General features: G+C 37.6%; 20 protein-coding genes. 8 read left to right on the top strand and 12 right to left on the bottom strand.

The features are described from left to right. Nucleotides 1-42: 42 nt before the first annotated feature. From gsiC to I5818_RS04170, 3 genes are all read right to left on the bottom strand, one after another. A complete protein-coding gene (gene gsiC, locus I5818_RS04180; protein ID WP_078109185.1) occupies nt 43-960 on the bottom strand; it encodes a glutathione ABC transporter permease GsiC in 918 nt (305 codons plus the stop codon). Between the two features lie 163 nt (nt 961-1,123). Beyond that, complete coding sequence (locus tag I5818_RS04175; RefSeq protein WP_071974821.1) at nt 1,124-2,716, bottom strand: glutathione ABC transporter substrate-binding protein; 1,593 nt, start codon at nt 2,714-2,716, stop codon at nt 1,124-1,126. 19 nt (nt 2,717-2,735) lie between these two features. Beyond that, nucleotides 2,736-3,755, bottom strand: coding sequence for an asparaginase (locus I5818_RS04170; RefSeq protein ID WP_078109184.1), 1,020 nt, complete (start codon nt 3,753-3,755; stop codon nt 2,736-2,738). A gap of 284 nt (nt 3,756-4,039) precedes the next feature. Here I5818_RS04170 and I5818_RS04165 point away from each other — a divergent pair, with 284 nt between their 5' ends. Genes I5818_RS04165 through I5818_RS26185 form a run of 3 tightly spaced genes read left to right on the top strand, consistent with a single transcriptional unit; the run spans nt 4,040 to nt 6,731 of the window. Beyond that, nucleotides 4,040-5,170, top strand: a complete 1,131-nt coding sequence (locus I5818_RS04165; RefSeq protein WP_078109183.1) for an ABC transporter ATP-binding protein — start codon at nt 4,040-4,042, stop codon at nt 5,168-5,170. Next, entirely contained in the window at nt 5,155-5,589 is a 435-nt protein-coding gene (locus I5818_RS26360) for an ABC transporter permease (protein WP_338075642.1), read from the top strand. The genes I5818_RS04165 and I5818_RS26360 overlap by 16 nt, the downstream gene beginning before the upstream one ends. Then, nucleotides 5,562-6,731, top strand: coding sequence for a glycine betaine ABC transporter substrate-binding protein (locus I5818_RS26185; protein WP_276514086.1), 1,170 nt, complete (start codon nt 5,562-5,564; stop codon nt 6,729-6,731). The genes I5818_RS26360 and I5818_RS26185 overlap by 28 nt, the downstream gene beginning before the upstream one ends. 22 nt (nt 6,732-6,753) lie before the next feature. Here I5818_RS26185 and I5818_RS04155 read toward each other — a convergent pair whose 3' ends face one another. From I5818_RS04155 to I5818_RS04140, 4 genes are all read right to left on the bottom strand, one after another. Continuing rightward, on the bottom strand, nt 6,754-7,617 hold the full coding sequence (locus I5818_RS04155; RefSeq protein WP_078109181.1) for an alpha/beta fold hydrolase: 864 nt from the start codon (nt 7,615-7,617) through the stop codon (nt 6,754-6,756). A 110-nt stretch (nt 7,618-7,727) separates the two neighbouring features. After that, on the bottom strand, nt 7,728-8,366 hold the full coding sequence (ytaF, locus tag I5818_RS04150) for a sporulation membrane protein YtaF (protein ID WP_078109180.1): 639 nt from the start codon (nt 8,364-8,366) through the stop codon (nt 7,728-7,730). Between the two features lie 377 nt (nt 8,367-8,743). Further along, nucleotides 8,744-9,709, bottom strand: a complete 966-nt coding sequence (locus tag I5818_RS04145) for an LCP family protein (RefSeq protein ID WP_078109179.1) — start codon at nt 9,707-9,709, stop codon at nt 8,744-8,746. A 95-nt stretch (nt 9,710-9,804) separates the two neighbouring features. Beyond that, the gene (locus tag I5818_RS04140; RefSeq protein ID WP_078109178.1) at nt 9,805-10,449 is read right to left on the bottom strand and encodes a helix-turn-helix domain-containing protein; all 645 of its coding nucleotides are present in this window, start codon (nt 10,447-10,449) and stop codon (nt 9,805-9,807) included. A 227-nt stretch (nt 10,450-10,676) separates the two neighbouring features. Between I5818_RS04140 and I5818_RS04135 the strand changes: the two genes are divergently transcribed. Next, entirely contained in the window at nt 10,677-11,330 is a 654-nt protein-coding gene (locus I5818_RS04135) for a helix-turn-helix domain-containing protein (protein WP_078109177.1), read from the top strand. A gap of 297 nt (nt 11,331-11,627) precedes the next feature. Here the strand turns inward: I5818_RS04135 and pcp are convergent, their stop codons facing one another. From pcp to I5818_RS04120, 3 genes are read right to left on the bottom strand one after another with little or no spacing between them, the layout of a single operon-like run. Then, on the bottom strand, nt 11,628-12,275 hold the full coding sequence (pcp, locus tag I5818_RS04130) for a pyroglutamyl-peptidase I (RefSeq protein ID WP_078109176.1): 648 nt from the start codon (nt 12,273-12,275) through the stop codon (nt 11,628-11,630). A gap of 15 nt (nt 12,276-12,290) precedes the next feature. Next, nucleotides 12,291-13,244: a DUF979 domain-containing protein gene (locus I5818_RS04125; protein ID WP_078109175.1), complete on the bottom strand. Its 954-nt coding sequence runs from the start codon at nt 13,242-13,244 to the stop codon at nt 12,291-12,293. Further along, nucleotides 13,241-13,951 (bottom strand): DUF969 domain-containing protein, encoded by a 711-nt coding sequence (locus I5818_RS04120; protein ID WP_058004692.1) that lies wholly within the window; start codon nt 13,949-13,951, stop codon nt 13,241-13,243. The genes I5818_RS04125 and I5818_RS04120 overlap by 4 nt, the downstream gene beginning before the upstream one ends. A 279-nt stretch (nt 13,952-14,230) precedes the next feature. Between I5818_RS04120 and pxpB the strand changes: the two genes are divergently transcribed. From pxpB to I5818_RS04105, 3 genes are read left to right on the top strand one after another with little or no spacing between them, the layout of a single operon-like run. After that, entirely contained in the window at nt 14,231-14,947 is a 717-nt protein-coding gene (gene pxpB / locus I5818_RS04115) for a 5-oxoprolinase subunit PxpB (RefSeq protein ID WP_078109174.1), read from the top strand. Further along, nucleotides 14,944-15,948, top strand: coding sequence for a 5-oxoprolinase subunit C family protein (locus I5818_RS04110; RefSeq protein WP_078109173.1), 1,005 nt, complete (start codon nt 14,944-14,946; stop codon nt 15,946-15,948). Before pxpB ends, I5818_RS04110 begins: the two co-directional genes overlap by 4 nt. A gap of 2 nt (nt 15,949-15,950) precedes the next feature. Continuing rightward, nucleotides 15,951-16,724 (top strand): LamB/YcsF family protein, encoded by a 774-nt coding sequence (locus I5818_RS04105; protein ID WP_078109172.1) that lies wholly within the window; start codon nt 15,951-15,953, stop codon nt 16,722-16,724. A gap of 19 nt (nt 16,725-16,743) precedes the next feature. On the opposite strand, the gene I5818_RS04100 is transcribed toward I5818_RS04105, so the two are convergent. Further along, entirely contained in the window at nt 16,744-17,298 is a 555-nt protein-coding gene (locus I5818_RS04100) for a transposase (RefSeq protein ID WP_078109171.1), read from the bottom strand. 173 nt (nt 17,299-17,471) lie between these two features. Then, nucleotides 17,472-18,851, bottom strand: a complete 1,380-nt coding sequence (locus I5818_RS04095; RefSeq protein ID WP_078109170.1) for a VWA domain-containing protein — start codon at nt 18,849-18,851, stop codon at nt 17,472-17,474. Between the two features lie 191 nt (nt 18,852-19,042). Here I5818_RS04095 and I5818_RS04090 point away from each other — a divergent pair, with 191 nt between their 5' ends. Continuing rightward, nucleotides 19,043-20,152: a PA2928 family protein gene (locus I5818_RS04090; protein ID WP_078110453.1), complete on the top strand. Its 1,110-nt coding sequence runs from the start codon at nt 19,043-19,045 to the stop codon at nt 20,150-20,152. The last annotated feature ends 49 nt before the right edge of the window (nt 20,153-20,201 follow it).

Below are 20,201 nucleotides of genomic sequence, written 5' to 3'. Positions count from 1 at the left end.
TTTTCCTTCTAGTTCAGGCATTCTTCTTCACCAACCTCTCTACTAATATCTTATTTGTGGATTTAAAAAGCCGTATAGAACATCGACAATTAAGTTAATTAATATAAATTCAAGAGAAAACAAGAGCATTTCAGCTTGAATGACTGGATAATCGCGAAAACTTACTGAATCAATTAATAGTCGCCCAAGACCCGGCAAACTAAACACTGTTTCAATAACAACAGAACCCCCTAGTAGGAATCCGAATTGTAAACCTGTCATCGTAACAACTGGAATCAATGCATTTTTCAATGCATGCCTTTGAATAACCTTCCCCTCAGTTAAACCCTTTGCACGACCGGTTCGAATATAATCTTCCTTCAATACGTCCATAACCGATGAGCGTGAGAATCGAGCAATGACAGCTGCTACGCTCGTCCCTAGGGTGAGTGAAGGAAGAATATAACTTTTCCAAGATTCCAGTCCTCCCGTCGGAAACCAACCAAGCTTAACAGAGAAAAATTGAATAAGAATTAATCCTAACCAGAATGATGGAAGAGATATTCCTGATACAGCACCAAACATTCCTGCATAATCTTGCCACTTATTTCGTTTCTTCGCTGAAATAATTCCAATAATCAGACCAATGATGACAGCCCATACCATACTCCAAAGAGTCAGCCAAAAGGTAGGCATAAATCTTATCCCGATTTCCTTTAGGACTGGCTGTTTAGTTTTTAAGGAAGTACCCAAATCTCCTTGAAATAGATTACCGATAAAATTAACATATTGTTCATATAAAGGTTTATCGAGACCAAGATCCTTCCTTATTAGTTTTATATCTTCATAGCTAGCATCAGGACCGGCTACTAATCTCGCTGGATCCCCTGGTATTAAATGAACAAATAAAAAGATAAAGATTGAAACAAAAAACAGGATGGGAATAATCGTAATCAACCGTTTAGTTAAATAACGCCCCATTAGAACACCTACCTTCAAGAAAAATAGAAAAACTCCAAGTAATTACAAGAGAAGGACTTGACCCTTTTGATTTTTCATCCACAAGCTTTCATACGATTAAAAAGCCTTCTTAAATTAAATTTAGGGTGTCCCATCTATGATTCTTTTGAGACACCCTTTCATGTTATTGCTTAATTTCTAATTCATTAATACTTAATGAACCATCAGGTAATAGGTAAATCCCGTCTAAATAATTTTTCTTTCCAGCTAAGTTTTTCGGTACAGCTAATGTAACCCAAGGTGCATCTTCCCATATTAATTTTTGTGCGTCTTTGTAAGCTGCTTCACGTTTGCTTTCATCCGCTGTTTGTAGAGCATCTTTCAATGCTTGATTTACTTTTTCATTATTGTAGTAAGAAACATTATAGTTTAAAGGTGGGTATGCAGCCTGTCCTCCAAGGAGCGGGCGAATTCCCCAATCTGCATCACCTGTCGATGGTGACCAACCACCATAATAAAGCTCCACTTCAGCATCTTCTGGTTTTTGTGGTCCCCATAGCTTGTCGGATAAAGTTCCTGCTTCCATCGGAACGACTTCAACCTTAATATTAATTTGAGCTAATTGTTGTTGAAGAAACTCTGCTGACTTTACAGAAGTTGAACTATTACTTACCCACAGTGTTGTTTTAAAGCCGTCTTCAACGCCTGCTTCTTTCATTAACTTCTTAGCTTTTTCTAAGTCAAAATTATATGGCTCTTGCTCTGAGGAGAAAGCAACCTTTGGTGCAAGAACAGACGTAGGTTTATCCCCGAGACCGTTCCATACAACCTTAATAAATGCATCTTTGTTAATTGCATAGTTCATTGCTTGACGGATTCGTACATCATCATATGGTTTTTTCAATGTATTCATAGATAGGTAGTAAACGATAATTGAAGGATCATTTTCAATGACGATGCCATTTTTTCCATCAATTGATTTTACTTGCTCTGTTGGAATCGGATAAGCAAAATCCGCTTCACCCGTTTGGAGCATCGCGACACGGGATCCATTTTCAGGTACAGGCTTAAATGTGATTGAATCTACCTTTGGATAGCCTTCTTTCCAATAGTCTTCATTTTTCACTAGTTTTAAATGATCACTTTGATCCCATTCTTCAAATTTAAATGGACCAGTTCCTACAGGATTTCTCGCAATATCCTTCCCATACTTTTTTAATGCCGCAGGGGAAATCATCGCTGCTGATGGATGGGCAAAATTATTTATCATCGCACCAAAAGGTTCCTTTAGTAGTACTTTAACAGTGTATTCATCTACAACTTGTGTCTCTTTCACTAATTCAAATAAGCTATAGCGCTTTAAGTGATTATCTGGATTCGCTAAACGATCAATATTGTACTTCACGGCTTCTGCATTAAATGGGGTTCCATCTTGGAACTTAACCCCTTTTTTCAAATGAAAAGTAAACTCAGTTGCTTGATCATTTACTTGATAATCTTCTGCTAATACAGGGACTACCTTCATATCTTTATCAAATCCGAGCAACCCTTCCATCATCATTCTTTCTGCCGAAAGTCCTAACGTATCATTGGAATCATGAGGGTCCAAGCTAACAAAATTGGCAGCAACAGCTATTGTTATATCTTTCCCTTCTTTTTTCACAATTTTTTCAGGCTCTTTTTTCCCAGATGATGAACTCGAAGAATTCGAACATCCGAAGAGTATAAGAGTCAAACAAATCATTGAAACTATAAGTGCAAAACCTTTTTTCTTCATAGTTAATCCCTCCATGTATTTAAAGTTCCTTGGCATCCTTCAATGTAAAGGTTGGAACAAGTTCCCCGACTTTCTCTTTTCTTGCATTCGGTACGACTGGGTGATGATGTTGCTGTAATTTTTCTAACTCATTATCTGTTAATAGGCCTAGCTGTTTCAGCACCTCAACAGCTGCAGGCTCTGTTGCACGACCGAAACCATCTTCAATCTTAATGGCAATCCCAATTCCCGTTTGCAAATCGCCAATACAATACACACCTTCAGCTCCTGCCTTACCAAACATTTTCCCATCAACGGCTTTCATGAAATTGGTACAGAAGCGGTCTGTTCCACCCACCATCTCTGGAGCTGCCATCATAGCGGAGGTAACCTTTTCTACTGCACGGGCACGTGATTCCTCTAATTCATTGGGTCTTGTCATTTTGGCATAAGCGTGTGCAATTCGCTCAAGTGGTAACCCATGAACAGGTACGCCACAGCCATCGACGCCTAACTCTATTTTCTCGACCGGATAATCAGCCATTTCACTAACTACATGTAAAATTCGTTGTTGTACGGGATGTGATAATTCTAAATAGGATTCAATTGGCTCATTCATATATTTAGCAGTCACAATCATCCCACTATGCTTGCCTGAGCAATTATTATAAAGAGGGGTTACCTCTTTTCCTTCAAGAATCAATTCCTTAAACACGTCTTCTCTTCTTAACGGATGAGTTCCACATTTCAACGCTTGGTCGTCCAATCCTGCTCTTTTTAAAATGGAAATCACACGCTCTGTATGCTGTTTTTCCGCATTATGCGACGCACAGCAAAGGGACAAATCTGCTTCATCAAATTGGTAATGATCAGCCACACCGGTTTCTACTAGAGGGATGGCCTGTAACGGCTTCATCGAAGAGCGAGCATACACAACCCGGTATGGATCCCCTACATATTTAAGTAACTCCCCTTTATAATCCACAACCGCAATATGCCCATTATGTATACTTTCAACCATATTTCCACGAGTAACTTGTACCAATTCAGTTGACTTCATTTTCTCCACCTTCTAATTATTCTCTATTTTTTAAAAATTCTACAACATATTACAACCTATTACAACACAAAAATACAAAATAATCTAAAATATTATCGTTTGTTGGGGATAAATGGGATTAATATAGTATTTTTAGGGTATAACAGGTTTAAAATCAGAAGAAAAGTTAGATCACTCCAACCATTTTCAACCTAATAGAAAGCCTTTTATGTGGAAAGTGGAAAAAAATGTATGTTTCATCACTAAAAAACGGGGTAAAAGGTTATTGGAGGTGAGAATGAGCATTGATCGAATTTAAAAATGTATCGAAACAATACGAGGGTGGTTTTACCGCCATTCATAATTTAAACTTTACTATTAAAGAAAATGAACTCCTCGTGTTAATTGGGCCAAGTGGCTGTGGAAAAACAACGACCATGAAAATGATTAATCGGATCATTGAACCAACGAACGGTGAAATCACTATTAATGGTGAAAGCATTAAAAATAAGAACCCAGTTGAACTCAGGCGCACAATCGGCTATGTGATTCAACAGATCGGTTTAATGCCACATATGACGATTAGAGAAAATGTTGCCTTAGTACCGAAATTAAAAAAATGGGATGAATCCATGTACAAGGACAAAATAGATGAATTGATGAAAATGGTGGGACTTGACCCTAATGAGATAGGTGACCGATTTCCTGATGAATTATCAGGAGGTCAACAACAGCGTATCGGTGTTATCCGTGCACTAGCTGCCGATCCTGACATTATATTAATGGATGAACCATTTAGCGCATTAGACCCTATTAGTCGTGAACAATTACAAGAGGAATTAGTCAAACTACAACAAGAAATCAAAAAAACAATCGTATTTGTCACCCATGACATGGATGAGGCATTAAAAATTGCCGATCGAATTTGTATTATGAAAGATGGAGAAATCATTCAAATTGATCAACCCGAAAAAATTTTAAGGCATCCAGCCAATGAATTTGTTCGACAATTTATTGGTGAGGATCGTTTACAAGACTCCACCATCCTTCCTGAAATTGAACAGCTTATGGTTCCTCCAGTCACCGCATATCCTTCACGAGGACTTGCCGAAGCATTAAAAATCATGCGCGATAAACGAGTGGATAATTTACTAATTGTTGATAAGGATAAAAAGTTTTATGGGGTAGTAAATATTTGGAATATGCGTAAAGCATTTGGGGATGAGCAGCTTACGCTTAATGATCTTATCCAAAAGGATATTCCAACGATCACACCAGATGAAAATCCAGAAAAAGCATTACTATTAGTCAACAATTCTCCATATGGATTTGTACCTGTGCTTGATCATGATGATAAAGTAAAAGGAATCATTAACCGATCAAGTATTGTTAAGTTTGTTGCTAATCATTTAAATGACTCATTAGGGGGGATATAGACATTAATCGTTTATGGACTGAAACAAAGGATATTTTTGCAAGCCGTTTACCAGAGGTTGGTAGTTTACTAATAGAGCATGTTTACCTATCCTTCCTTTCGATCATAATAGCTATCTTAGTTGCTGTTCCTTTAGGAATTTTCCTAACCCGCCATAAAAAAGCTGCGGATATTATTATCGGAATAACCGCTGCCCTACAAACAATACCAAGTTTGGCATTACTCGTTTTTCTCGTGCCTTTTATCGGAACAGGAAAACCTCCTGCGATTATCGCATTAACCATCTATGGATTACTGCCAATTCTACGCAATACGTATTTAGGAATTATCAATGTCAATAGCAGTACGGTTGAAGCTGGGATTGGAATGGGAATGACTAGTAGACAAGTGCTTTGGAAAATCGAACTTCCCTTGCGCTAAATGTGATTATGGGTGGTATTCGCACTGCTGCCGTTATGGTTGTAGGAGTAGCAACCATTGCCGGACTGATTGGTGCGGGAGGATTAGGTGATTTGATTTTCCGAGGATTACAGACGTATAATTCTGGACTTATTCTTGCTGGTGCCTTACCTTCTGCCTTAATTGCTATTTTATTTGATCTTATTCTCAAGCGATTTGAACAGGCAGCAAAACCAGGTGTAAAGAGAAAAAAACGATCGAAATCAAGGAAATGGACCGCTATTGCCATAGCTACCGTTTTGATGATTACCGGAATAACGGTGGGTATTATGAAGGTAGTTAACAGTAAACATACGATTGTGATTACAGGTAAGAGTTTTACAGAACAAGAGATTCTTGTCTATATGTATAAGGAATTAATTGAGGATCGAACCAATCTAAAGGTCGATAAGCAGTCATTTATCAGTGGCTCTGCCGCTGTTTTTCAAGGATTAAAAAAGGGCGATTATGATATTAGTGTTGAATATACAGGGACAGGATTAATCAATTACTTAAAAGAAGATATTCCATCCACTGATCCTGACGATGTGTATGAACTTGTAAAAAAGCGATTTAAAGAAAAATATAATATTATCTGGTTGGACCCTATCGGCTTTAATAATACGTACTCTCTTACAATCCGTGAAGAGGATGCTGAAAAATGGAAGATAAAGACCATTTCCGATTTAACTGAAAAGGCTCCTGAACTAACTCTTGCTTCGGAACCAGAGTTTTTAGAACGAGAGGATGGATATCTAGGATTGAAAAAAGCGTACGGCATTGATTTTGGAAAAGTCCAGACGATGGACTCAGGGATCATATACAGCGCAGCCAAAAATCATAAAGCTGATGTCATTGATGCCTATACCACAGACGGAAGAATTCCAGCATTTGGACTCCAAGTTCTTGAGGATGACAAACAAGTCTTTCCTCCATACAACGCAGTACCCATCGTAAGAGGTGAAATTCTTAGCAAACATCCAGAATTAAAAGAAATCCTCAACCTACTCGCAGGAAAAATCAACGACAAAACCATGCAAAAACTAAACGCAGAAGTCGACATCAACCGCAAAACCTACAAAGAAGTAGCCCACCAATTTTTAGTGGACGAGGGATTAATTTAATGGGGGTCAGACCCCCATCCCTTTAAAGCTTTAAAGCAGCGGGGGTCTGACCCCTAAGTGTTTTCCTTACAAACTCATCAAACCTCTCTTCTTCTTCAGAGAATGGATTATGATTACTTTCCTCAAAGATGGTTAGTGATGAGTTGGGAATTAATTCTGCTATTTCTTCACTGAATTTTAATGGGCATTGAGCATCAAATTTCCCACAGTAAATATAGGCTGGTACTTTAACATCTTTCAGCTGGCCCCGTACATCATATGTAGGCGATTCGATGGTACGAAAATACGTCAGCCGTTCACCAACAGTCTTTCCACTGTTGGGTTTTTTCATGGATGCCTGTAGCTTTTCCTCTGAACAATAAGACATTAGCGCCCATTCATAGCTAAGTTTCCTTCGGATCTCAATCGGTGTTGCTGGATCATCCAATTGATCCATGATCTCTATAATTCTCTTAAAGTTCGGATTTTGAGAACAATAGATACTATCGGGGTCAGCACCATATTCATAACTGGCAGCTGCTCCACCTGCGATAATTTTTGTTAGCGAATGAGGATGTTGAATCGCATATTTTAAAGCGAGCATTCCACCCGTTGAATGACCAGCAAAGCTCCACTGCTGATACCCTAACGATTCTCGAATAGCTTCTAAATCAAGAAGTGTTTCCTCCATACTGTATTCAGACTCATTAGAAGCAATGGCTGAATTTCCAGCCCCTCGCAGATTAATTAAATAAACATGGTAACATGACGTAAAAGGATTGGCAAAAGAATTCCCGCGCTCATCATACGCACTATAAAGATGAGTCACCGCAAGCGGCTCCCCCTCCCCTCTCTCAAAAACCTCAAAACTTCCCCTCTTCGTATCAACCATTCGTCGAACCCACATCAACAATTCCCCCTTTCCTTAATTAAATTATACTTACTAAGGAAAAACCCTCTTTTTTGGGGTCTGACCCCCATCACTTTAAAGCTTTAACGCAGTGGGGGTCTGACCCCCTAAAAGAAAGCGTTGATCGCAATGACTAGAATGATTGCTCCGCTTAGTAAGGTTCCGAATTGTCCTATTGTGAATTTGCCGATGCGAATGTCAGCTAATTTTGTTCCTAGTTTGGTACCTATCCAAATGCTGATAAAGCTGCCTATGGCTGCGGTGAGGGAGATGGCAAATGGCGATAGTCCAAGTAAGCCTGCTCCTAGTCCATTTGTAAGTGCATTTGCTGATAAGGCGACTCCTAATATTCCAGCCTCCCACCAACTAATGCCACCTGATAGATTTCGTTCTCTGTCTACAGCCTCAGAATTTTTCATTATCCCATCAAGGCCATTCCCTTTTTCCCCCGGCTCCTGACTCATTTTAGATTCAGCACTTTTACGTGGAACTGCTAACAACATAATTCGAATCCCAATGATAATCAATAGGAATGAACCTACAATTACAGGAAACATCCCAGGTAAAATATACGATAACCACATTCCAAACGAAATACCTGCAACACTCATCAGAAAACAAATCACTGCGATAAATAAATTAGCACCCATCCCTATTCTTATTTTTCGGATTCCATAAGAGATTCCCACCCCTAAATTGTCTATACTCGATGAAACGGCGAATGCAAATATTACTAACCAAGACATATTAGAAACACTCCTCTTTTTTTACAGGCTCTTTTCTCAAACATTGTTGCTAATGAAGTAGTGTATTAATTATTAACTCTCGGTTGTAGATTGCTACATCTTTCATCACTGAGGAAAGAGCGGCAAACTCTATAAGACCGCTGAATTCTTTATTGGAAGTAAAAGCCGGCACTTGGGCATTTACAAAAGCAACAAACTATACGAAAACAGCCTTACAATTAAAATAGTCTTTAATCATTGACCATTTTTAACATTGTATTTCTCTCATACAATGAAAGTGCCTGTCTTTCTCAACAAGTGTTGAGAAAAGTTCAACAAAAAATCAATAAAAAAAGTCTGATCCCACTATTACTCACATGGGAATCAGACTACACCTTTTATTCCTGTGTTTCTTTGCTTGCAACACTATCATTATCCTGCGATAAAAAATCTTTTAATGCTTGTTTATTTTGATCGACATCAATGCTTAAAACTGCACCCACATCAACATTTCTATCAACATATGAATCTTGGATTGGAATTCGTAAAGTCTCCATTTTTTTATTTTTTCCAGTCAATAGGCCTTTACCAATGGAAAGGATCGTAGAAGTGTCTACATTCGTGTCAATATACGGATCAGCCACACCAAGTATTTTCGGGAGTTTGACAAGACTTTGTATATTAAACGCCTGTTCCTTAATTTTTGAGATTACTTCTTGCTGTCGTTCCACCCGTCCAAAATCACTTAGACGATCATGCCGAAAACGGACGTATCCTAGAATTTCTTTTCCATGTAATACTTGTTTCCCTGGATGCAATGTCATTCCAATTCCATAAGACATTTCATATGGGATATCAGCCTCAATACCCTTTGGTGCAATTATATCAACAATTTTTGAAAATCCTTCAAAATCGGTAACTGCATAATAATTGACATCTACATCAAAATTCTGTTTGATTGTTTTTCTAACTAGCTCAGGTCCTCCATAGGCAAAGGCTGCATTAATTTTTCTCATCCCATGCTCAGGAATTTCTACATATGTATCTCGCATTATTGACGCAAGTTTAAGCTGGTTGGTATCTTGATTATAATGGGCAATCATTAATGTATCGGAATTCCCGCGATCCCCACCTCTCGTGTCAGTACCAATCAATAAAATATTAATGACTCCAAATTTCGGCTCAGCACCTTTAAATAAATCATAGGTAGCGCCATCCTTCTTGAATTTTCCATTATTTGCCTCAGATAACCCTTGATTATATTGATAGATACAATAACCGATGATTCCTACAATTAATATAACTATCAGCAAAAAGAGATTTCTCAGCCATTTCCTTTTAGTCCTTCTTTCTCTTTTTTTCATGTGTTCCCTCACCTATATTCGAAATTGCAAGAAAGTATAAATCATTTTCCTTGCTTGCGTTTTTTTAAATCTATTTTTCTACTATACTATCAGAATCATTTATTCATCGATAATGACTGTATAACGATTTGCACAGCCATCGCATCATCTAGAAACCCAATCGGAAAGATATAATCCGGGATAACATCAACTGGTAAAATAAAAAAAACAAGTGCCGCTCCCATTAATCCAAGTTCATAAGGAGTCCCCATCTTTAAGCGAAATTTCTCATACATAACCTTTAGCTGACTAATAAAAGGACCAATACTCCCTACTTTTTGAAGCTTCTCCTCAAATTTATTTAGAATCGTCTCTTTTCCTTCTTCTGTTTGTGAATATTGTTCGTATTTTTTTATATGCTGTTTAACCTTTTCCAAGGAAAATTGTTGGTCATACACATTAGAGGATTGTAGAGCTTGCTCAATACTATCGATGGACTGGTGTATATCAGAATTTTGACTCTCCTGTTTTGCAAGCGGAAACCCTGCTGCAACAAATAAATCTGTCATCGGAACCTGAAGACATTCAGCAAATTTTTGTAAATGCTCAGGAGTGGCCTTTCGCTTCCCATTTATAATACGGGATATGGTAGCTGTATCAATTCCACTAAGCTCACTCAATTTCCTCATAGATAGGGATTGCTCTTTTAACAATTCTTTTAGTAGCAAACCAAGATGATCGCCCTGTTTTCCTTCAGTCATAAGTTCCTTTCCTTTCTTTCATAAGCTCTAAGCCATACGAAAGCACGTAATCGCATTTTGACTTTATATCAAAAATACAATGGTGTTGACAAATTGTCAACACTAAACGATTGAAATAAAAATAACATCCATCATATTGCACAGCTCTTTTTCGTAAAATAAGATATAGACATATTTTTGTAGAGATATGAAAGAGATTCAAATAAGGACAAAGGGAGTGAAAGGAGATGTCAAATACACAGAATAGCGATCAAAAGCTTGGTCAGTTAATAAAAACAGCATTAAAAGAACAGGCACTCTCCATGAGAAAGCTAAGCTCACTAACGGGAATTGACACCTCGACCATTTCACGAATAGCCAATAACAAACAGAAAGCAAAACCATCCCACCTACAACAGATTGCCAATCATTTAAAGATTCCACTAATAACATTAATGCAGGCAGCAGGATATGAGGTAGAAGATAAAGAAAAAACCTCCTCTTCTGATATGTATACTTCAATCGACACGATCCAAGAAGTACTTATTTCTTCCAAATATTTAGACCAACCCGTTACAATCGAGCAAATCCAACAGGAATTATCTAAGTACGAACAATTCGCCCTTACAAAAGAAGGACAACAAAAAATAGTGCATGAATTTGAAGCAAAAGTTGAACAAGTAATGGGAACAGGTCCTTTTATTATGGAATTAAAAAAAATGTACAAAACCTACTGCGAAGAAACCAATTCAATTGAAAAACGCACCATCCTTGGCAGTGTCCTTTTATACTTTATACTATCCACAGACATCATCCCTGACTACGTATTCCCATTCGGCTACTTAGACGATTGCCTCGCCGTCCAAATCGGCTTAGAACGACTTTCAAAATTGGGGGTCTGACCCCCAACCCTTTAAAGCGTAAAAGCAATCAAAGTAAAAAAGCCTTGTGGATTATACTGATTCCTTAAAAGACTTTTTACTGTTTATTCAAATGTTGGCTCAATGAAAGAATCATTGGCATGATACTGTTATGTATTCAGATTTAAGGTTCGTTCCATTTCGAAGAGGCTTTTTAAGTTGCTTATTATTGCGGCCATCCATTATTAAAGCCTTTAAAAGTTGTAGCTCTTTTCTTAGAGAAATAAAAGGTGTAGCGGACTACAACGTACTAAAAAAATATAGTGGGGTCTGACCCCACTAATGAATTGCTCCACCAATTTCTACTATATCTTCTTTCTCGTTTGCTGCTGTGATTGCAGCAATTTCTAATCCACGTACTATGAGATCGAGACTGAGGCTTGGTGCTGTATTGTGAATCGTTTGATCCGGAAGGAAAGGAATATGAATAAATCCTCCTCGAATATGAGGCGCGTTTTTCGCTAAGTAGTCCATGACTCCATAAAATAGATGATTACAGACAAATGTTCCTGCTGTATTAGAAACAGCAGATGGAACCCCTGCTTTTCTCATATTATGAACGATTCGCTTATTGGGTAAAGTTGACCAATAAGCAACAGGACCATCTTCAATAATTGTTTCATCGATAGGCTGGTTACCTTTATTATCAGGAATTCGTGCATCATCGATATTAATAGCTACTCGCTCAGGGGTCACTTGTGTACGACCACCTGCTTGACCTACACAAATCACAACATCCGGTTGGTGTACTTCAATTGCTTGAGTCACTACTTTAATGGATTCATGAAAAACAGTGGGCACTTCTTGTGTCACAATGGTGACATCATCAATAATTTTCCCTTCTAATTGTTTTACTGCCTCGAGCGCTGGATTAATTTGATCCTCCCCAAAAGGATCAAAGCCTGTTACTAGTACTTTCTTTGCCATCTCCTACATCCCCTCCTATTTAATTAGAAAATACATTAAAACAATATTAAATGCTAGAACAAACAATGCTGTTGGTACTTGAACACGAATAACATGATTTTTATTTTTTAAATCTAATAGTGCAGCAGGTACAATATTAAAATTAGCTGCCATTGGTGTCATCAATGTACCACAATACCCCGCAAACATCGAGATAGCAGCAATTTGATTCGGATTGGCATCAAACTTTGTAATCAGAAATGGGATGGCAATTCCAGCTGCCATGACTGGGAAGGCTGCAAAGGCATTCCCCATAATCATTGTAAATAACGCCATTCCGATACAAAATACGACGACGACCCAGATTAAAGAATTTTCAGGAATGAACTTCGTCACCACATCAGACACAACAGTGCCGACTCCCGCTTTTGTAAAAATTGTTCCTAATGTTGCCAATAGCTGTGGTAAGACAACAGCCCATCCAACTGCCTCCAGCAGACGGCGAGATTCTTTAACTGCTGTTTTAGGGGTACTTTTTGTCAATAGCAGCGCAGCAATGATCGCAATAATACAAGCGAGACCGAGCGCAACCAATGTTGGGTTTGATGGATCAAGTAATTGTTTAGAACCAATTTTCACCTTATCGAATACTTTTGAACCAATCACCGTACCAACAGGGATAAGTAAAGCCGGGAGAAAAAGCCAGCTTCCTAAACGTTTGCGGCGTATTTCTCTTTCTTGTTCTGTCGCTTCGCCATACTCTCCTTTTCGAAGACCACCAATACCAACAATTACAACCATTACGATAACAATAAGACCAATATAAAAGGGTGGAATGACTTTTCCAAATAATAGAGTAATTGAATAAAGAAAATAGAATAAGCCTGACTGTATTCGCTTTGGATTAGCTTTATCAGAAAAAGTATACAAAGAACAACAGATACCTATAATACCCATTACAATATAAATAAACTCAACTGAAAAAATCATACGTTCACATCCTTCTTGCTGCCTGAATCAACTTTCTTCATTTTTGAACCTAACTTGCGATCTAGCTTTTTATCAAATAGATAGAGTCTTATAGAGTGGACAATGAAAGCAAAAATGGCTGTCGGTATTCCCCATAGCGCCATTGATATCGGGTCCGCATCAATGCCATTTTGATCAAAAAATCCTTTCATTAATAAAATTGCACCGACGGCTACAAATATATCTTCACCAAAGAAGAGACCAATATTATCTGCAGCGGCAGCTTGTGCTCTAATTTCCTCGCGATCTTCTTCAGGAACCTCACCATATTTCGCCTCTGCAGCTCCTTCTGCCATTGGTGCTATGAGTGGGCGGACAGTTTGAGGATGGCCACCAATACTATTTAATCCAAGAGCAGCTCCTACTTCACGAATAAGTAAATAGATATTTAAAATTCGCCCTACAGTTACTGCTTTAATTTTTGAAACAAGATGCCCTGCTTGATTCTGTAATCCACTTCTTTCAAGAAGACCGATGACAGGAAGTGTAACGATTAAAATCGACATATAGCGATTCGTAGTAAATGCCTCACCAAATTGTGTAATGATTTCCTTTATCGGAAGCCCAGCAATTAATCCTGTTACTAAACCCGAAACGGTCACAACTACAAGTGAATTCAACCTAAAGGCAAATCCAATAATGATTAAGGCAACTCCTATTAATACCATATAATCCCTTCTCTCTAGATGTTTAAGTATTTCAAAATATTATTCTAGTATATATATTTACTAATGTTAGAATTGTATCACAAATCAAATCAATCTGAAAAGAGTATTTTAAATTTTTTCATTTCCAAAAAAAGTGATGTTATTCAATGTAAATAGGCATATTCTTCTTATCATTTTATCTTAGTAGACAAATTAGATTAAAAAACATGAATTGTTAAAAGGTTATAAATATTATATTATAAAAGAAAAGTATAAAAGATTATGGAGGGGACAGTTCCAATGGAATATCACTTACATCCTATGGGAGAGAACGCAATCATCATTGAATTGGGACAAGAGATGAATACGCTAACCCATGAAAAAGTTCAAGTCCTTTCTGCGTATTTTGAGGATCATCCATTAGATTGGGTAGAAGAGTATGTCCCAGCCTTTACAACGGTGACTGTTTACTATGACCCTTTTAAACTCACATCTGCATTAAGACAATCAACAGAACTTCCATCCACATATGTTTGCCGTCAGCTGGAGTCTCTTCTTTCAAAACTAACGTTAGGAGTGGAAAAAGAGCCAAGGATAGTAGATATTCCTGTATGCTATGGAGGAGAATTAGGTCCTGACCTTGAGACCGTTGCACGATTGAATGACTTAACAACTGAAGAAGTGATTCACATCCACTCAACTGGGGACTATATTGTTTACATGATCGGTTTCGCACCGGGTTTCCCTTATATTGGGGGAATGTCCGAAAAAATAGCTGCCCCACGGCTCGCTTCCCCTCGATTAAGAATACCTGAAAGATCAGTAGGAATTGCCGGTAAACAAACAGGTATCTATCCAATTGAGACCCCGGGAGGCTGGCAGTTAATTGGGAGGACCCCTATTCATTTATTTCGCCCAAACGATGAATCTCCGAGTCTATTAAAGGCGGGAGATAAAATTCGCTTTACTCCTATTAGTTATCAGGAATACTTGGAATGGGAGGATGCTGCTAAATGATCACTATTAAAAAGCCCGGACTCTTAACAACCATACAGGATTTAGGTAGACATGGTTTTCAACGATATGGTGTAATCGCTGGCGGTGCGATGGATACCTTTGCTCATCGAATCGCTAATTTTTTAGTTGGAAATGAAGAAAATGCCCCTACCATCGAAATAACCATGCTGGGGCCAGTAATTGAATTTGATGAGAATGCTCTAATTTCTATTTGCGGTGGTGATCTTTCCCCTATGATTAATGGAAAGCCTGTTCGACCTTGGCGAACAATCTTCGTAAAAAAAGGGAGCGAACTTCGCTTTGGCTCACTAAAGTCTGGATGCCGGGCAAATCTTGCTATCGCCGGGGGACTTTCAATTCCAAGCATCATGGGAAGTAAATCAACCTACTTAAGGGCAGGAATCGGCGGTTTTCATGGGCGTTCATTACAAATGGATGATCAAATTCCTTTTGGTCTACCAAATGAAATTTCTGCAAAAATCATGCGTAAATTGGATGCACACACTCATCATTTTTTTGAAATGGAATGGTCTGTCACATCGGAACTAATCCCAAACAATAAAAAGTCTGCTTCTATTCGAGTCATAAAAGGACGGCAATACCATTTATTTACGGAAGATAGCAGGAAGAATTTTTTCTCAAATACATTTGAAGTGACAACCCAATCAGATCGCATGGGGTATCGTTTAAAAGGAGAACCATTATCTTTGGAGCATGCCCAAGAAATCTTATCGGAAGCTGTCAATTTCGGTACGATCCAAGTTCCTTCAGATGGAAACCCCATTATTTTATTAGCTGATAGACAAACAACTGGTGGTTATCCAAAAATCGGACAGGTAGCTTCTGTCGATTTACCACGATTAGCACAGATGAAACCAGGGGATCAGCTTCGATTTTCTGAAATAACAATTGAACAGGCTTTTCATCTTCTAATAGAAAAGGAAAAAGAAATACAACAGCTTAAAAAAGGAATTTTACTTAAATTTAAAGAGGTGGTATAAACATGTCTATGATTGATTTAAATTGTGATATGGGAGAGAGCTTTGGAGCTTACAAAATGGGAACAGATGAGGAAATTCTTAATTATATTACTTCTGCCAATATTGCTTGTGGGTTCCATGCAGGAGACCCCACTACAATGAGAAAAACAGTGACGATGGCTTTAGAACGCAATGTAGGGATTGGCGTTCATCCTGGTTTGCCAGATTTAGTAGGCTTCGGTAGAAGAACGATGGATATTTCTCCACAAGAAGCCTATGATCTGATTGTTTATCAAATTGGCGCCGTTTACGCTTTTACCAAAGCTGAAGGCGGAAAACTTCAACATGTAAAACCTCATGGTGCCCTATATAATATGGCTGCAAAAAGTCCATCTTTATCCGAGGCCATCGCTGAAGCAATCTATAAAGTTGATCCTGAATTGATTCTTTTTGGATTAGCGGGAGGAGAGCTCGTTAAAGCTGGAAAAAAAATTGGTCTCCGCTCTGCAAGTGAAGTATTTTCCGACAGAACCTATCAAGAAGACGGTTCCTTAACATCTAGACGAGAAGAAAATGCGCTAATCCACGATCAAGAAGTAGCAGTAAACCAAGTCATTCGCATCGTGAAAGAAGGAAAAGTAAAATCACTACAAGGAGTGGACGTATCAATCCAAGCCCACACCGTATGCATTCACGGCGACGGCCAAAACGCATTACAATTCGCCAAATACATCTCCACCTCCCTCCAAAACGCAGGAATCACCATAGCTAAAATCAGTAACTTCTTGGGGGTCTGACCCCCACTTCTTTAAAGTGTTAAAGTGATTTCAATAGATCTTTTTTTATCTCAACGTACTTACGGTAATTTTCTTTTTGTGGGTGAGAAAAGTAGGATAATATTTTACTAGTGGTGACATGCGGATTTGTATTATTTGAAGTATAAGCTGCATAGCTGCTCCACCGATAATCTTCAGGGGCGTGAACTATTTTCGCATCAACAGGATTTAAATGGATATATCTGCTCACCTCTAATTGGTAAACGATCGAATCAATGATTTCTGAACCATAGCGCCCTTGAAAAACATGTCCTACAAGTTCATGACGCTTATTAAAATAAATGGCATATCTGGAATTGAGCATTTGCATTATATACTGAGGATGATGCTTGATGGTTTCTAATTGGAGATGAATATGATTGGTCATTAGGCAATATGAATGAAGAATAAATGGATAATAACTTCGAACTTCTTCTAATAGTTTTAAATAAACCACTCGATCTTTATTATCATAAAATAATGCAGATTGTCGGTTCCCCCTACTCGTAATATGATACATCGCCCCTTCAAACCAAATACGAGGCTTTCTAGCCACTCTTTTCACTTCCTTTCTTATTTTTCTACTTAGAAATATTCGATAGAATTAGCTAATATCCTTCTTAAAATTCGAGCAATTAAACGAAAGCCGTTATTAATATATAAAAACCTGTAGATCGCAACTTTCCTACAGGTTTCTTTATCACTTTAAAGCGGTGGGGGTCTGACCCCCTAATTTCCATTTTTCTTATCAATTGTTTCACTAATTTTTTTGTTTCCTTCATCGACGAATTTTCTCCATTCATCGTTTCCGTTATCTACGCTTTCTCTCCACATGAGGTTGCCTGTGTCAACGGCATATTGCCATTTTTCATTTCCATAATCGACTATATCAGAATATAGTTGGCGAGTAGGATGATCATAATCATCAAATCTTTCTTTTAAATATTCCCTTGCTAGCTTCATCCGTTCTTTTTCACGTGTACTCTTTTCCTTCATGCTTTCTTTTGTACTTTGAGCTAATGCTTTTTTCTCTTCTTTTATTTCTAATGACTTTGCTTTTCCTTCTTCTTTCCAGTCCAGCCAAGCCTGCTGGATTTCTTCATACTGGGCTCTTAAATACCTTTTCAAATCACGTTCAGATTGCACATACGTAAATTCACCATTTCCAGCACTCGCAACATTTTCCAATAATTTTTGTCCTTCATTATCTACGTCAAACCCAATAATATTTACAACAGTTTGAATATCAGATGTAACTAAATCCTTTGCCGCTTTTACTGGATCACCATTACAAGTCTCAATCCCATCGCTTACTACGTATACAATCATATCATCTGTATTTTCTGGAATGTCCTCTTTTACCTTTTCTAATGCGAGAGCAATAGGCGTCCAGCCTGCAGGTTTTACTTTATTTAATGACTGGTTAAATTTTGACTTTTCAAAACGCCCACTATACAAATTTTCCGAACTGCTACATGACATTTTTTTATCTGAATCACTTCCAGAACCTTTATGACCATACACACGCATTGAAATAGTTGCGTTCTCCGGAATTTGTTCAGCAAATTCAAGAACAGCCTCCTTTGCTACTTGCATTCTTGTTTTACCTCCAACAGAGGCATTCATACTACCACTAGCATCTATTAAAATTGCATAATGTGCTGTTCTCATACCAGGTATGTTAACTGTCTCATCTGGTCGATCAACAGAAACATCAACATTTGAATTAAAGTTAAGTAATGTTTCCATTTCTTTATGATAATCCTCTGTTAATAAAAACTTTAACTCCTCCATATACTCTTCCTTCGTTAAATCCTCAGGCAATTGATCTAGCGCTTCTTTAACTTTTTCCTCATCATATTGATCGCCGCTATACTTCCCAGGATATCGCAATAACTCTTTTTCCATCTCTGATAACTCACGATCAGGCATCTTAATATCAAAATACTTTACTTCCTTTGGTTTATATTCATTTGCTAATTTTTCTTCTTGCTTCGGTTCGGCGGGTTGTTTCTTCCCTTTCTCTGTCTCCTGCTGTTGCGAAGCATCCTTCGAACATGCAGCTAACAGTAAAGTTAATAACATCATCCCATAAAAAAATTTCTTCATAGTAAATGTCCCCTTTATTTTCCCATATAGAAAAATGGATATATACCACCATCATACCTATTTAATGTAAATTATAGTAATAGACTAAATGCCTATGAAGAAAGAACTAAGGGGTCAGACCCCCACCGCTTTAAAGTAGTGGGGGTCTGACCCCTTTTGATATAATATCCTCGTACAAGGAGGGATGCTTTATGTTTTTCATTAACCTGTTTAAAGGTTGGTTTTTAAGGGGTTGGTTTTTCTTTGATCTTGTAGTGGGGATTCTTTATTTTATATTATTTATATTAATCTCATTTTGGCTATACCGAATGATAAAAAATAAACTGGCTGGTAAAGGAAGTTTTAGGCGTGGATTTTCACTATTAGGGATCTTGCTGATTATCTATTTTACAGTTGGATCTTTTGTCCTATTAATTTTTAATGGGGCTGGTCGTCATGTTGATGTCAAAGCCGAATCTCCGACATTAACTATACAAAAAAATGGGAAATCCTTGGTTGTAAACAAGGTTTCCGTAAAAGTCCCCAATGGACAATCGAATGGCATTTCGACTAGTGTATCATCCTTTGAATTTATCGCCGTTAATAGCGATACAGGAATAAAAGAATGGACAAAAAAATCAAACTGGCAAGACTATGTACTTGGTCAAACCAATAATGAAATGATTGTCATAAATCCAAAGAAAAAGAAGCTTTCCTTTATAGACCTATTGACCGGAAAAGAAACGATGACAGAAAAAGAACTCTATCAAAAAGTTCCTGAATTAAAAGGTAATTTAAGTTATGAGTTTACTGATTATTTTATCGATAAAAAGAAAGATATGTACATCTATGGGTTAGATAATCACTATTACAAACTGGATCTACAAAACTATACTTTAAAGGAAGACGACAGTTATAAAAAAATTGTTAATGATCATACCTTCGATCATTCATTTTTTCAAAAAGGCAGTTTGCCTGTGTCTTCCGCCAATGAGAATGATCAAAAAGAACTTATGAATACTTTGAATGAAATCAATAGTCATTTTATTAATCTATCAATCTTAGCTTATGATTCAAAAGAATCCATTGCCTATATATCCTATCAAACAAAACGGAATGAACAGTCACTTACCCTTTCAAAAGTGAACCTTCAAAGTAAAAAAATAAATTGGTCGACAACTGTCGAAACCAATAATGAAGTCATGGGATATATCGAGAATAATGATCTATTTATACAAAGCGCTGGAAATCTCTACCGCATTTCACTAAAAGACGGAAAGCTGCACTTCAAATACGAATATCTTTGGAATAAGTCCGTGTGAAACGAGGTATACTTTTATACTTTAAAGCAGTGGGGGTCAGACCCCCCAC

Source organism: Heyndrickxia oleronia (assembly GCF_017809215.1).
GTDB lineage: Bacteria > Bacillota > Bacilli > Bacillales > Bacillaceae_C > Heyndrickxia > Heyndrickxia oleronia.
The sequence above is the reverse complement of the archived record's forward strand: the minus strand, read 5'-3'. Positions and strand labels throughout refer to the sequence as shown.